This is a genomic window from Aeromicrobium sp. Leaf245, from assembly GCF_942548115.1.
Taxonomy (GTDB): domain Bacteria; phylum Actinomycetota; class Actinomycetes; order Propionibacteriales; family Nocardioidaceae; genus Aeromicrobium.
In genome coordinates, this window is sequence record NZ_OW824151.1 from 1,672,790 (window position 1) to 1,686,377 (window position 13,588).

The following is a 13,588-nucleotide window of genomic DNA, read 5'->3' on the forward strand; positions in this document are numbered from 1 at the left end:
ACCGACGCCCCCGGGCCGCCCCTCAGGCGTCGCCGCCTTCCTGGACCACACCCTGCGTGGCCGTCGGGTCGTCGATCTTCAGCCGCGTGAACGCGTCGCGCACCACGGACTGCTCGACGAGCTCCTGCTGGGCCAGGCTCTGCAGCACCGACACCACGATCGACTCGGCGTCGATCTGGAACACGCGACGGGCCGCGGCACGCGTGTCGGCGAAGCCGAAGCCGTCGGCGCCCAGGGACTGCCACGGGCCGGGGACCCAGCGCGCGATCTGGTCGGGCACGGCGCGCATGTAGTCGCTCACCGCGAGCGTGACCGAGGCGTGGTCCATCAGCTGCGTGGTGATCCACGGGACCTTCTGGTACTCGCCCGGGTTGTTGAGGTTCCACTTCTCGGCCTGCACGGCGTCGCGGGCGAGCTCGTTCCACGACGTGACCGACCACACGTCGGCGGCGACGTCGTAGTCCTCGGCCAGCATCTCCTGGGCGCGCAGCGCCCAGGGCAGGGCCACGCCGGAGGCCATGATGCGGGCCCGGTGCGAGCCCTTGGTGGCGGGGCGGTAGCGGTAGGCGCCCTTCAGCAGGGCGTCGACGTCGAGGTCGTCGGGCTCGACCGGCTGCACGATCGGCTCGTTGTAGACGGTCAGGTAGTAGATGACGTCCTCACCCTGGGGGTGGTCGTCCGTGGAGCCGTACATGCGCTCCATGCCGTCGCGCACGATGTGGGCGATCTCGTACCCGAACGCCGGGTCGTAGTGCACCACGGCGGGGTTGGTCTGGGCGATCAGCGGCGAGTGGCCGTCGGCGTGCTGCAGGCCCTCGCCCGTCAGCGTCGTGCGGCCGGCGGTGGCGCCCACGAGGAAGCCGCGCGCGAGCTGGTCGGCCATGGCCCAGATGGAGTCGGCGGTCCGCTGGAACCCGAACATCGAGTAGAACATGTAGACCGGGATCATCGGCTCGCCGTGCGTGGAGTACGCGCTGCCGGCGGCGATCGCCGAGGCCATGGCCCCGGCCTCGCTGATGCCCTCGTGCAGCAGCTGGCCCTGGGCCGACTCCTTGTAGGCGAGCAGCAGCTTGCGGTCGACGGCCTCGTACGTCTGGCCGGCCGGGTTGTAGATCTTCGCCGACGGGAACATCGAGTCCATGCCGAACGTGCGGTACTCGTCGGGGGCGATCGGCACGACGCGGCGCCCGATCTCCGGATCCTTCATGAGGTCGCGCAGGAGCCGCACGAACGCCATCGTGGTGGCGATCTGCTGCTTGCCCGACCCCTTCGACAGCGCCGAGTAGGAGTCCGGCTCGGGCAGCTTGACCGAGACGGGGTCGACGATGCGCTGGGGGAGACCGCCGCCGAGCGCGTCGCGGCGGGCGCGCATGTACTGCATCTCCTCGCTGTCGTGCCCGGGGTGGTAGAACGGCGCGAGGTCGTCGCCGTCGATCTGCTCGTCGGAGACGGGGATGTTCAACCGGTCGCGGAAGCCCTTGAGGTCGTCCTTGGTGAGCTTCTTCATCTGGTGGGTGGCGTTGCGTCCCTGGAAGGACTCGAGCAGCCAGCCCTTGATGGTGTGGGCCAGGATGACGGTCGGCTGGCCCGTGTGCTTCTGCGCCGCATCGAACGCGGCGTAGACCTTGCGGTAGTCGTGGCCGCCGCGGGGCAGGCGCTCGATGTCCTCGTCGCTGAGGTGCTCGACCATGGCCCGTAGACGCGGGTCGGGGCCGAAGAAGTTCTCGCGGTTGTAGGCGCCGGACTCCACCGAGAGGGTCTGGAACTCACCGTCGGGGGTGCGGTTCATCTGGTTGACCAGCACGCCGTCGACGTCGCGGGCGAGCAGGTCGTCCCACTCGCGGCCCCAGACGACCTTGATGACGTTCCACCCGGCGCCGCGGAAGTACGACTCCAGCTCCTGGATGATCTTGCCGTTGCCGCGCACCGGGCCGTCGAGCTGCTGCAGGTTGCAGTTGATGACGAAGGTCAGGTTGTCGAGCTCCTCGCGTGCCGCGAGGCCGATCGCCCCGAGCGACTCGGGCTCGCCCATCTCGCCGTCACCGAGGAACGTCCACACGTGCTGCTGGCTGGTGTCCTTGATGCCCCGGTCGTGCAGGTAGCGGTTGAACCGCGCCTGGTAGATCGAGTTGATGCCACCGAGGCCCATCGAGACCGTGGGGAACTCCCAGTAGTCGGGCATGAGCCGGGGGTGGGGGTACGACGACAGACCCTTGCCGGCTCCGTGGGAGTGCTCCTGGCGGAAGCGGTCGAGCTGCTCCTCGGTGAAGCGACCCTCGAGGTAGGACCGGGCGTAGATGCCCGGCGCGGCGTGACCCTGGAAGTAGATGTGGTCACCACCGCCGGGGTGGTTCTTGCCGCGGAAGAAGTGGTTGAAGCCGACCTCGTAGAGGCTGGCCGCCGACTGGTAGCTGGCGATGTGGCCGCCGACGCCGAGCCCGGGCCGGTTGGCACGCGAGACCATGACGGCGGCGTTCCAGCGGATGTAGGAACGGATGCGACGCTCGATCGCCTCGTTGCCGGGGAACCACGGCTCGTGCTCGGGCGGGATGCTGTTGATGAAGTCGGTGCTGCGCAGCGCGGGGACGCCCACGTTCTGCTCACGCGCGCGCTCGAGCAGCTTGAGCATCACGTAGCGCGCACGGGACCGGCCACGCTCGTCGACCATCTGGTCGAGCGAGTCGAGCCACTCGGCCGTCTCGTCGGGGTCGATGTCGGGAAGCTGGGTCGGCAGCCCCTCGTGGATGACGGCGGGACGTTCGGTGGGGGACTGGCCGGTGGGCATGTGCAACTCCTGGGACGTCTTGTGGACCTCTCCATCTTTCCACGCCGAGTTCGCTAGGGTGACACTGGCGGAGGTTGTGAACATCTACCGATCAGTAGGTTTTTGGCCTACTTTTCAGTAGGTCCCGCACCGTCCGACACACCGATCGACACCCCGACCCACCCTGGCCCGCACCCCGTGCCAGAGTTGGTCCACACCACGCACGACGCAACCCCGAGGAGATCCCGTTGGACGCCGCGAGGCTGGGCTTCAGCCCCGACACCGTCATCCAGGAGCTGGGCTGGGACGAGGACGTCGACACCGAGCTCCGAACGGCCATCGAGGGCATCGTCGGCCACGCGCTCGTCGACGGTGAGTCCGACGAGGTCGTCGACGGCGTCATCCTGTGGTGGCGCGACGACGACGGAGACCTCGTCGACGCGCTCTTCGACGCCCTGGCCGACCTCGCCGAGGGCGGGTCCATCTGGGTGCTCACGCCCAAGGTCGGTCGCCCGGGCTACGTCACGGGCGCCGACATCGCCGAGGCCGCTCCGGTGGCCGGGCTGTCCACGACGACCACGTCGTCGGCGTCGGCCGAGTGGTCCGCCACCAAGCTGTCGACGCACAAGCGCTGAGCCGATCCGACCGTCGCCGGCCACGGTCGTCCGCGCCCGGGTGACCACCTCGGTGCTCGTCGGCTGCAGCACCGTCCGGCGTCTAGTCTCGGGCCATGACGATCGAGATCGGCCAGCAGGCACCTGACTTCACGCTCAAGAACCAGCACGGCGAGGACATCTCGCTCTCCGGCCTCCAGGGTCGGAAGGTGGCGCTGGTGTTCTTCCCGTTCGCCTTCAGCGGCATCTGCACCGGTGAGCTGTGCGAGATCCGCGACAACATCGAGGCCTTCTCCGGCGGCGACGTCGAGGTGCTCGCCATCTCCTGCGACCACTTCTTCTCCAACCGCGCCTTCGCCGACGCCGAGGGCTACACGTTCTCGGTGCTCAGCGACTTCTGGCCCCACGGCGAGGTCAGCCGGGCCTACGGGATCTTCAACGAGGGTGCCGGTGCGCCCGAGCGCGGCACCTACCTCGTCGACGCTGACGGCGTCGTCCGCTGGAAGGTCGAGCACCCGATCGGCGAGGCCCGCGACTTCGAGGCCTACCGCGCGGCCCTCGCGGAGCTCTGACGTGCTCGCGGCGTTCAGCATCAGCCCCGGCGCGGGCGACGAGTCGGGGTCCGTGGCCGCCGGCGTGGCCGAGGCGGTGCGCGTCGTGCGGGCGTCGGGCCTGCCGTGCGAGACCAACGCGATGTTCACGACCGTCGAGGGCGAGTGGGACGAGGTGATGGCCGTCGTGAAGGCGGCCGTCGAGGCCGTCGCGCGGACCTCGTCGCGGGTCTCGCTCGTGCTCAAGGCCGACATCCGGCCGGGGTACACGGGGCAGCTCACGGCCAAGGTCGAGCGGCTCGAGGAGCACCTGCGCGACTGACCGGCGAAGTTTGCTGAGAGTTGAGCCAAAAGCCTGCGGCGGCAACCACCGATGCGGTTGTATGTGAGTGCTGCGGCCGCCCGGGACCCGAGACCCCGGCGGCCGCGGCTCTTTCATGTCGGAGCCGTCCCGCGAGGACGCCGCGCGGGGCTGTCGGTGCGGTAGGGTTCCAGGCGCCCGGTGCCCTTCGCGGTGCCGTCCGGGGCGAATAGCTCAGTTGGTCAGAGCACTCGGTTTACACCCGAGCGGCCGGGGGTTCGAGTCCCTCTTCGCCCACCCTGGACCGACCGACGCCGCCGAGCGCGCGGCGTGCTTGCCCGCCCCTCCTCCGCGGCCCGGCGACGCAAGGTTCTGCGTTCGTGGGCGGAGGCTCGAAGGACTCTGCGTTCCCGACGGGATTCCGTCGTGAACGCAGAATCGTTCGGACTTTTGCACGCGAAGGCAGAATCCTGCGTCCGCCGGGGCGGAACCTCCACGCGCGTGTGCGACGGTGGGCGGGTGCGATCCCGACTCGCCGCTGTGGCGGCTCCCTGCACGCTGCTGGCCTTGCTTCTCGCCGGGTGTGCGAACCCGAACCTGTCCGACGACGTGGACGCGCTCGTCGCCGAGCTGCGCGACCTGCCCGGCGTCACGTCGGCGGACGCCGACTACGCCGAGCCGGTCACGCTCGACTCCGGCAAGGTCGCGCTGGAGGTCGAGGCGGAGCCCGACGTCACCTCGCAGCAGCTCCAGGAGGTGGGGCGCGTCGTCTACGAGGCGTTCAGCACCACTCACGAGGGCGAGGAGGGTGACGTCGACGTCACCTTCGGCCCGTCGACGGTGCACCTGCGCTCCTTCGAGCCGGAGGCGACGACCGACGCGGTCGTGCGGGAGTGGGCGCTCGCGCACGACGTCGCGCAGGACGGTGCTGCGGCCGTCGACGTCATGACCCAGGACGTGCCCGGCCCGGACCACGTCGAGACCGACGTCGTGCTGACGCTGGGCAAGGACACCGGAGCCGACGACGTGTCCGTGGCGCTCGACCGGCTCGAGCAGGAGCACGGTGCCGACGACGCGCGCCGCGGCTGGGGCGTCGCGGCTGCCGACGGCTCCTCGGTGAGCGCCGACCGCGGCTTCCCCGGCGACGGGACCATGGACGCGTGGGCGGCGCTGCGGTCCGCCGCCGAGCCCGCCGAGGCGGTGGGACGCGTGGGCGTGGGGATGCGTGAGTTCGCCGAGAAGGACGCCGACCCGGACCGGTACCTCGTGGTGCAGGTGTCGAGCGGCGGCACGGCGCCCGACCTCGACGACCCGGCCGTGCGCGGGCCGCTGCTCGAGGCGGTGCGCGCGCAGGTGGACCTGCTCGTCGACGGGACCTCCACGTGGAACCTGCGTCTCGAGGTCGGCGGCACGGTGGCCGCCGAGCTCGACCCGATGCTCTGCGAGCCCGGCTCGGCGCCCACGGGTCCACTGGAGGAAGAGCTGCGCGACGACCGGACCTGTCCCGGCCCCTGACCTGCTGTGGACGGGCCGCCGCCCGTGTCGGCACCCGCTGTCACGATGGGTCCATGACGGCCACCACCACGAGCGAGCACGCCCTCGAAGCCCTGCGACGCCTCACCGGCCGCGACGACGCGCAGTTCCACGAGGGGCAGCTCGAGGCGGTCTCGGCCCTCGTCGACGACCACCGCCGTGCCCTCGTGGTGCAGCGCACCGGATGGGGCAAGTCCGCGGTCTACTTCGTGGCCACGTCGCTGCTGAGGGCGCGCGGCACGGGCCCCACGCTCCTCGTCTCGCCGCTCATCGCGCTCATGCGCGACCAGGTCGCGGCGGCGGAGCGGGCCGGGGTGCGAGCGGTGTCCATCAGCTCGGCCAACGCGCACGAGTGGGACGACGTCCGGGCGCGGCTCGACGCCGACGACGTGGACGTGCTGCTCGTCTCTCCCGAGCGCCTCACCAACCCCCGCTTCCGCGACGAGCAGCTGCCCGAGCTGCGCCGACGCATCGGCCTGCTGGTGGTCGACGAGGCGCACTGCATCTCCGACTGGGGCCACGACTTCCGACCCGACTACCGCCGGCTCGCCGACCTCATCGAGTCGATGCCCGACGGGGTCCCGGTGCTGGCGACCACCGCCACCGCGAACGAGCGGGTCGTCACCGACGTCGAGGAGCAGCTCGGCGGGGGGGCCGGGCCGGGGGCGGCGGACGGCGCCGGTCACCAGGGGGAGGTCCTGACGCTGCGCGGGTCCCTGGCCCGCACGAGCCTGCGGCTGGGCTGCCTCACGCTGCCGACGTCGCGCGAGCGGCTGGGCTGGCTGGTCTCGCACCTGGCCGACCTGCCGGGCAGCGGCATCGTCTACACCCTCACGGTCTCGGCGGCCGAGGACCTCGCGCGACTGCTCGCGGAGGCCGGTCACACGGTGGCCGCCTACACCGGCCGCACCGATCCCGACGAGCGGATCCGCCTGGAGCAGGCGCTCAAGGACGACCAGCTCAAGGCGCTCGTGGCCACGAGCGCACTCGGCATGGGGTTCGACAAGCCCAACCTCGGCTTCGTCGTGCACCTGGGTGCGCCGTCCTCACCCGTGGCGTACTACCAGCAGGTGGGGCGCGCGGGCCGTGCCACCGAGTCCGCCGACGTGCTCCTGCTGCCCGGCACGGAGGACGCCGACATCTGGCGCTACTTCGCCACGGCCTCCATGCCCACGCAGGCCAAGGTCGACGCCGTGCTCGGGGCCCTGGGCACCACGCCGTTGTCGGTCGCGTCGCTCGAGGCCCAGGTCGACATCCGTCGCACGCCGCTCGAGCTGCTCCTCAAGGTGCTCGACGTCGACGGCGCGGTCCGGCGTGTGCAGGGCGGCTGGGTCAGCACGGGGGAGCCGTGGGTCTACGACGCGGAACGGTACGAGCGCATCGCCCAGGCCCGTGAGGCCGAGCAGGAGGCGATGCTGGAGTACCAGGCGGGTCGCACGTGCCGCATGGAGCTGCTCCAGCGTCAGCTCGACGACCCCACGGCCGCCCCCTGCGGCCGGTGCGACGTGTGCGCCGGACCCTGGTACCCCACCGGCACGGACGGTGCCGCGGTGGAACGGGCCACGCAGTCGCTCGACCGGGTCGGCGTGGCGGTCGACCCGCGCGCCCAGTGGCCGTCGGGCGTCGGGCGGCTGGGGGTCGACGTGTCCGGTCGCATCCCGCCGACCGAACGGCCCGAGACGGGCCGCGTGGTCGCGAGGCTGACCGACCTCGGCTGGGGTGGCACGCTGCGCGAGCTCTTCGCCACGGGCGCGCCCGACGTGCCGGTGCCCGAGTCGCTGCTGGGGGCGTGCGCGCGGGCGCTGCGCGACTGGCCGTGGGACCAGCGTCCCGTGGCGGTGGTCGCGCTGCCGTCGGTGGCTCGGCCCACCCTCGTGGCCTCGGTGGCCGAGGGCCTGGCCCGACTCGGACGCCTTCCGCTGCTGCCCGCGCTCGAGGTCGCGCCCGGCGCGCCGGCCACCACCCAGGGCGGCAACAGCGCCTTCCGGCTGGCCGGGGTGTGGGGCCGGTTCGTCGTGCCCGACGCGCTCCGCGAGGCCCTGGCCGCGACCGACGGCCCGGTGCTCATGGTCGACGACCTCGTCGACAGCCGATGGACCGTCGCGGTCGCGTCCCGCGACCTGCGGCGAGCCGGCGCCGACGCCGTCCTGCCGTTCGCACTGGGCTCGGTGGGGTAGTGCGCGGCCGCCACGTCCTAGGGTGGCGACATGCCCACGCTGCGTGACGTCGTCCGTGTGCTCGACGAGCTCTACGACCCCCGCTGGGCCGACGACTGGGACGCGGTCGGCACGGTCGTCGGGGATCCCGACGCCAAGGTGGGCTCGATCCTGGTCGCCGTCGACCCGGTGCAGGCCGTCGCCGACGAGGCCGTCGCCCGGGGTGCGGACCTGCTCCTGACCCACCACCCGCTGTACCTCAAGGGCGTCACGTCGGTGGCGGCGACCACGCCCAAGGGCCGCGTCGTGCACACGCTCGCCACCCACGGCGTCGCGCTGCACACCTGTCACACCAACGCCGACTCCCCGCCCCTCGGTGTCTCGGAGTCGATGGCCCTCGCGCTGGGGCTGCACGACGTGCGCCCGCTGGACGTCGACACCGATCCCGGGCTCGACGCCTGGGTCGTGCACGTCCCGCGTGGCGACGCCGACGTCGTCGCGACCGCGATGCACGCCGCGGGGGCCGGGCACGTGGGCGACTACGACTCGGCGGTCTTCCGTTCCGACGGCACCGGGTCCTTTCGGCCCCTCGACGGTGCGCAGCCCGCGATCGGCGAGGTCGGCGCGCTCGAGCACGTCGACGAGACGCGGCTCGAGCTCGTCGCACCTGCGACCCTGCGCGAAGCCGTGCGGACGGCACTGCTGCAGGCGCACCCGTACGAGGAGGTCTCCTACCTCGTGCTGCCCACGGCCGCCGCTCCGTCCAGCCGGGGGAGCGGTCGCATAGGCAGGCTCGAGACGCCCATGACCCTGGCCGCGTTCGCCGAGCACGTGGCTGCTGCGCTGCCGGCGCACCACGGCGCCACCCGCGTGGCCGGGGACCTCACGAGCGAGGTCACCACCGTGGCCCTCTGCGGTGGCTCGGGAGACTTCCTGCTGGGCACCGCTGACGCCGCGGGAGCCGACGTGTACGTCACCTCGGACCTGCGGCACCACCCGGTCAGCGAGCACCTCGAGCGTCCCGGCGCCTGCGGCGTGGTCGACGTGCCGCACTGGGCGGCCGAGTGGACCTGGCTGCCGGTGGTCGCCTCCGTGCTGCGCGAGCGGCTGGGCGATACGGTGGACGTCCATGTGTCCACGTTGGTGACCGACCCCTGGTCCCACGCGTTGGCTCCCGCACCCAGGAGGACCCCCTGAAAGCCGAACCGTCCGCCCAGCAGGCCCTGTTGGACCTCCAGGACACCGACTCCGCCCTCGCCCGGCTCCAGCACCGCCGCGGTTCCCTGCCCGAGCTCGCCCGCATCGAGGAGCTGACCGCCGAGGTCGCGCAGCTGCGCGGCCGCCAGGTCGAGGTCGAGACGACGGTCAGCGACCTCACGCGCGCCCAGAAGAAGGCCGACGCCGAGGTCGAGCAGGTCAAGACGCGCCGCACGCGCGACGAGGAGCGGCTCTCCTCCGGTGCGATCTCCAACCCGAAGGACCTCGAGAACCTCCAGCACGAGCTCGGCGCACTCGAGCGTCGCATCTCGACGCTCGAGGACGAGGAGCTCGAGATCATGGAGCAGCTCGAGATCGCCCAGGCCGAGCTCCGGGCGGTCACCGCCGACCACGACGCGCTGGTGGCCGAGCTCACGCACGTCACCGCGGCCCGCGACGCCGCGGTCGAGGCCATCGACGCCGAGGTCGTCGCGGTGAACGAGGAGCGCGAGAGCGTGGCTCCCGGCGTTCCGGCCGACCTGCTCGCCCTGTACGACAAGGTCCGTCACCAGTACGGCGGGCTCGGTGCCGCTGCGCTGCGTGCGCGCCGGTGCGAGGGGTGCCGCCTGGAGCTCAACGGCGCCGACCTGCGCGAGATCGCCGCCCAGCCCGAGGACGACGTCGTGCGCTGCCCCGAGTGCAGTCGCATCCTGGTGCGGACGGCCGAGTCCGGGCTGTGACTGCCGCCGTCGGGCGGGTCGTCGTCGAGGCCGACGGAGGGTCGCGGGGCAATCCGGGGCCCGCCTCCTACGGTGCGCTGGTGCGCGACGAGTCCACCGGCGACGTCCTCGCCACGCGCGGTGAGACCATCGGCAGGGCCACCAACAACGTGGCCGAGTACCGCGGACTCATCGCCGGGCTCGAGCTCGCCGCCGAGCACGCTCCCGATGCCGACGTCGTCGTCCGCATGGACTCCAAGCTGGTCGTGGAGCAGATGGCAGGACGCTGGAAGATCAAGCACGCGTCGATGAAGCCGTTGGCCGAGCAGGCCCGGGGGCTCGCCGACCGGGTCGTCGAGTGGACGTGGATCCCGCGCGACCAGAACGCCGCCGCCGACGCCCTCGCCAACGAGGCGCTGGACGCCCAGGCCCGCACCGGCGAGCCCGCCGTCGTGGGCACGGTCGCCCGGCAGGAGACGACCTCGGTGGCGTCGGCCGACGACGTCACCGCACCGCTCGAGGCGCCGCCGAGTGGTACCGGCAAGGACACCAACCCGCTGCTCGGCTGGAGGGGCGACGTGCACGGCCGCCCCACGACGCTCGTGCTGCTCAGGCACGGCGTCACGGCCAACACCGTGCGCAAGCTGTTCTGCGGCAAGGGTGGTTCCGACCCCGGCCTGGTTGCCGAGGGCGAGGCGCAGGCCGCGCGGGCGGCGGCCTGGATCGCTCGCCACCACGACGTCGACGCCATCATCTCCTCGCCGCTGCGCCGCACCCGCGAGACCGCCGGCTTCGTCGCCCGCGAGACCGGCGTGACGGTCGGCGTCGACGACGGTGTCGAGGAGGCCGCCTTCGGTGACTGGGACGGCCACAGCTTCGCCGAGATCATGGAGGACTGGCCCGACGAGCTGTCGACCTGGTTGTCCTCGACCGCGGTCGCCCCTCCGGGCGGGGAGTCCTTCGACGAGGTGCAGGAGCGGGTGCGGCAGGCGCGCGACCGGATCGTCGAGGCACACCCGGGTGAGACCGTCGTCGTCGTCAGCCACGTGACGCCCATCAAGCTCATGACGAGGCTCGCCCTGGACGGGCCGATGTCGATCATCCACCGCATGGAGCTGGCCCCGGCCAGCATCACGACCATCGCGTGGTGGCCTGACGGCACGCCGTCGCTGCGCGGGTTCTCGATCGTCCCCGAGTAGACGGCCGCGCTCGGACGGTACGGCGTGGATGCGCCGATCGTCAGTGAGCGCCGGTGGTGACGACGTCGAGACGGGTCCCGTCCTGCTCGACCGTCCAGCCGAGGTCGCGCCACGCCGTGGCCAGCTCGTCCACCGATGCCGGCGAGGTGCCCTCGGTGAGCAGCGCGCGCACCAGCCGCCCCTTCGTGGCCTTGTTGAAGTGGCTCACGACGCTGCGGCGGCCGTCCTGCTCGTGCAGCACCCGGACGGTGGCGGTGCGGGGGGCGAGACCCGCGGACGGCTTGCCCAGGTTCACGTAGGCGCCCGAGCGCAGGTCGACGAGCAGCCCGTCGGCCACCTCGTCGTCGAGGACCTGCGGCAGCACCGGCCGCCACCGACCGGCGACGGGGCCCAGGCGCGGCAGCGTGACCGTGCCGGAGAGGCGGTAGGCAGGGATCGGGTCGCCGACCCGCACCAGGCCGAACAGGGCGCTCGCGACGGCCACGGTCCGCTCGGCCCGGGCGGTGGCAGCGTCGTCGAGGGTGGCGAGGTCGAGCTCGCCGAACAGCACGCCGGTGTACACCTCGCCCGCCGGTGCGCACGGCACCTCGAAGAGACGGGCGTCGGTCTCCACGGCATCGGCCTGCGTGGGGCCGAGCCCCAGCACCTCGGCGGCCCGTCGGGTGCCCGCGAGACGGACCAGGGCCCGCGACACCTGGTCACGCACCTGCGTGAGACGCGGGAACGACAACGCGGCCAGGTCCAGCACGGGTCCGTCGGACGGTGCGGTCTTGCCCTCGGAGGGCGGGAGCACGATCAGCACCGGGCGAGCCTAGCGAGGCAGCGGACGGCGATCAGCGCACACCCTCGAAGATGAGCAGCGCGCCGAAGATCGCGAACGCCACGGCGGCGCCGTAGCGGATCGCCCGCTCCGGCAGGTGCTTGCCGAGCACCGCGCCGACGCCGATCGCGAGCGCGTCGGCCGCCACCATGCCCACGGTGCTGCCGATCCAGACGCCGAACCAGTCCTCGCGCACGGCGAGGGTGATCGTGGCGAGCATCGTCTTGTCACCCAGCTCGGCCAGGAAGAAGGCCAGACCCACCGCCAGCAGGGCCGAGCCCGTGGCCTTGCGCGCCTTGTCGGCCTCGCCCTCGGTGAGCTCGTCGCCCCGCAGCGTCCAGAGCGCGAAGCCGAGGAACGCCACACCGGCGGCGATCGCGATCCCGGACTGGTACTTCTCGAAGCTCGTGCCGATCCAGTAGCCGATGCCCACGGACGCGAGGTGGACGACCGCCGTCGCCGCCGTGATGCCGATGATGACGTCACGCGCCCGGTACCGGGTGGCGAACGTCATCGCCATCAGCTGGCTCTTGTCGCCGAGCTCGGCGACGAAGATGACAGCGGTGCTGAGCCACAGGGCCTCGAACATGAAGAAACTCCTCGTCCCCCAGGACGAGGAGCCATGATCGACGAGCCTCGACCCAGGATCGTCAACGATCTATGGGTCGAAAGTCTCGTCCGCCGAGACCGTCGCCGGTCTGGCCCGCTGCACCGGAGGACAGACCCGAGGGCCCGGCTTCAGTATGTCGACGCAGCGATTGGGGACTACTCCCTTTCGCAGCCCTCAGCCTAGGGCATCGAGGACACGGAGCGCATCGTGACGTCGGTCCCACGGAACCACGAGGTGGTCGTGGTGGAACCCGGCGACCACGTTGCACGCGATCTCGTCGCCGGCCAGCGCTGCGGAGATCGTGGCCGTCAGGCCGACACCGTCGAGCGCGGAGGCCACCGTCAGGGTGATCCAGGCGCCGACGAACTCGTACACCAGACCGTCCTCGTCGGCCTCCGTCTGCTCGACCACGACGGTGAGCCCCTCGGCCTCGCGCACCGCCGCGAGGGCGGTGGACGTGTCGAAGCCCTGCGAGACGATCGCGTACACGACGGGCTCGGGATGGAGCCGAGGGCGCAGGTCACCGACCCCACCCCCGGTCCTCGCCACGGCATCGGACGGCATCTCCTCGACCTCCACGACGCCAGCGTAGGGACCGAAGGTTGCAAGGACGTGACGAGCGCGCCCTAGACTGGCCCACGAACGAGGCGGCCGGGCGGCCGCGGCGGGCTCAGGCCCGTCGAGGAAAGTCCGGACTCCACCGAGCACGGTGGTGGCCAACAGCCACCCACGGTGACGTGCGGGACAGTGCCACAGAGAACAGACCGCCAACGGCCCCGGAACCCTCTTGGGTGACGGGGTGCGGGCAAGGGTGAAACGGTGAGGTAAGAGCTCACCAGCGACGTCGGTGACGGCGTCGGCTAGGTAAACCCCACCGGGAGCAAGACCAAGAGGGCGCTCCGGCGCCTGCGCTGACGGGCTGCTCGTCCGATGTCAGCGGGTAGGTCGCTCGAGGCGCGCAGCGATGCGTGACCCAGATGGATGGTCGCCCCCCGGTCCTCGGACCGGGGACAGAATCCGGCTTACAGGCCGCCTCGTTCACTCTTCCTGTTCGCCGCCCACGGCCCGGCACCCCCGCCGGGGGTGCCGTCCTGCGTGGGTGGGGACGCTTGCTCAGGTGTCCG

Annotated in this window: 12 protein-coding genes, 1 tRNA gene and 1 other RNA gene; 10 read left to right on the forward strand and 4 right to left on the reverse strand. The window is 71.9% G+C overall.

The window, feature by feature from the left end; all coding sequences use genetic code 11:
- Positions 1-22 precede the first annotated feature (22 nt).
- Positions 23-2,785 (reverse strand): pyruvate dehydrogenase (acetyl-transferring), homodimeric type, encoded by a 2,763-nt coding sequence (gene aceE, locus NBW76_RS08290; RefSeq protein WP_055965528.1) that lies wholly within the window; start codon positions 2,783-2,785, stop codon positions 23-25.
- Between the two features lie 227 nt (positions 2,786-3,012).
- Here aceE and NBW76_RS08295 point away from each other — a divergent pair, with 227 nt between their 5' ends.
- From NBW76_RS08295 to NBW76_RS08335, 9 genes are all read left to right on the forward strand, one after another.
- On the forward strand, positions 3,013-3,399 hold the full coding sequence (locus NBW76_RS08295) for a DUF3052 domain-containing protein (protein WP_082480706.1): 387 nt from the start codon (positions 3,013-3,015) through the stop codon (positions 3,397-3,399).
- 95 nt (positions 3,400-3,494) lie between these two features.
- Positions 3,495-3,950, forward strand: coding sequence for a peroxiredoxin (locus NBW76_RS08300; RefSeq protein ID WP_056555442.1), 456 nt, complete (start codon positions 3,495-3,497; stop codon positions 3,948-3,950).
- A gap of 1 nt (position 3,951) precedes the next feature.
- Positions 3,952-4,251 carry a thiamine-binding protein gene (locus tag NBW76_RS08305; RefSeq protein WP_055965534.1) on the forward strand — a complete coding sequence of 100 codons (300 nt, stop codon included), beginning with the start codon at positions 3,952-3,954 and terminating at the stop codon, positions 4,249-4,251.
- 202 nt (positions 4,252-4,453) lie between these two features.
- Positions 4,454-4,527: transfer RNA gene (locus tag NBW76_RS08310), tRNA-Val, on the forward strand.
- Between the two features lie 222 nt (positions 4,528-4,749).
- Entirely contained in the window at positions 4,750-5,745 is a 996-nt protein-coding gene (locus NBW76_RS08315; protein WP_156364830.1) for a hypothetical protein, read from the forward strand.
- Positions 5,746-5,798: 53 nt separating this feature from the next.
- Entirely contained in the window at positions 5,799-7,940 is a 2,142-nt protein-coding gene (locus NBW76_RS08320) for an ATP-dependent DNA helicase RecQ (RefSeq protein WP_056555448.1), read from the forward strand.
- A gap of 30 nt (positions 7,941-7,970) precedes the next feature.
- Positions 7,971-9,116, forward strand: a complete 1,146-nt coding sequence (locus tag NBW76_RS08325; protein ID WP_056555451.1) for a Nif3-like dinuclear metal center hexameric protein — start codon at positions 7,971-7,973, stop codon at positions 9,114-9,116.
- Positions 9,117-9,145: 29 nt separating this feature from the next.
- Positions 9,146-9,856: a zinc ribbon domain-containing protein gene (locus NBW76_RS08330; RefSeq protein WP_235493011.1), complete on the forward strand. Its 711-nt coding sequence runs from the start codon at positions 9,146-9,148 to the stop codon at positions 9,854-9,856.
- Complete coding sequence (locus tag NBW76_RS08335) at positions 9,853-11,034, forward strand: bifunctional RNase H/acid phosphatase (RefSeq protein WP_056555454.1); 1,182 nt, start codon at positions 9,853-9,855, stop codon at positions 11,032-11,034. Before NBW76_RS08330 ends, NBW76_RS08335 begins: the two co-directional genes overlap by 4 nt.
- Before the next feature lie 40 nt (positions 11,035-11,074).
- Here NBW76_RS08335 and NBW76_RS08340 read toward each other — a convergent pair whose 3' ends face one another.
- The 3 genes from NBW76_RS08340 to NBW76_RS08350 form a co-directional block, all read right to left on the reverse strand.
- A complete protein-coding gene (locus NBW76_RS08340) occupies positions 11,075-11,836 on the reverse strand; it encodes a YaaA family protein (protein ID WP_056555458.1) in 762 nt (253 codons plus the stop codon).
- A gap of 31 nt (positions 11,837-11,867) precedes the next feature.
- A complete protein-coding gene (locus NBW76_RS08345; RefSeq protein WP_055965548.1) occupies positions 11,868-12,443 on the reverse strand; it encodes a TMEM165/GDT1 family protein in 576 nt (191 codons plus the stop codon).
- A gap of 195 nt (positions 12,444-12,638) precedes the next feature.
- The gene (locus NBW76_RS08350; protein ID WP_235493012.1) at positions 12,639-13,043 is read right to left on the reverse strand and encodes an ACT domain-containing protein; all 405 of its coding nucleotides are present in this window, start codon (positions 13,041-13,043) and stop codon (positions 12,639-12,641) included.
- Between the two features lie 64 nt (positions 13,044-13,107).
- Between NBW76_RS08350 and rnpB the strand changes: the two genes are divergently transcribed.
- Positions 13,108-13,505, forward strand: an RNA gene (rnpB, locus tag NBW76_RS08355) — RNase P RNA component class A.
- Positions 13,506-13,588 lie beyond the last annotated feature (83 nt).

Coding starts and splice junctions, on each gene's coding strand:
- aceE (WP_055965528.1), bottom strand. CDS start 2,785: ATGCCCACCGGCCAGTCCCCCACCGAACGTCCCGCCGTCATCCACGAG.
- NBW76_RS08300 (WP_056555442.1), top strand. CDS start 3,495: ATGACGATCGAGATCGGCCAGCAGGCACCTGACTTCACGCTCAAGAAC.
- NBW76_RS08320 (WP_056555448.1), top strand. CDS start 5,799: ATGACGGCCACCACCACGAGCGAGCACGCCCTCGAAGCCCTGCGACGC.
- NBW76_RS08325 (WP_056555451.1), top strand. CDS start 7,971: ATGCCCACGCTGCGTGACGTCGTCCGTGTGCTCGACGAGCTCTACGAC.
- NBW76_RS08345 (WP_055965548.1), bottom strand. CDS start 12,443: ATGTTCGAGGCCCTGTGGCTCAGCACCGCTGTCATCTTCGTCGCCGAG.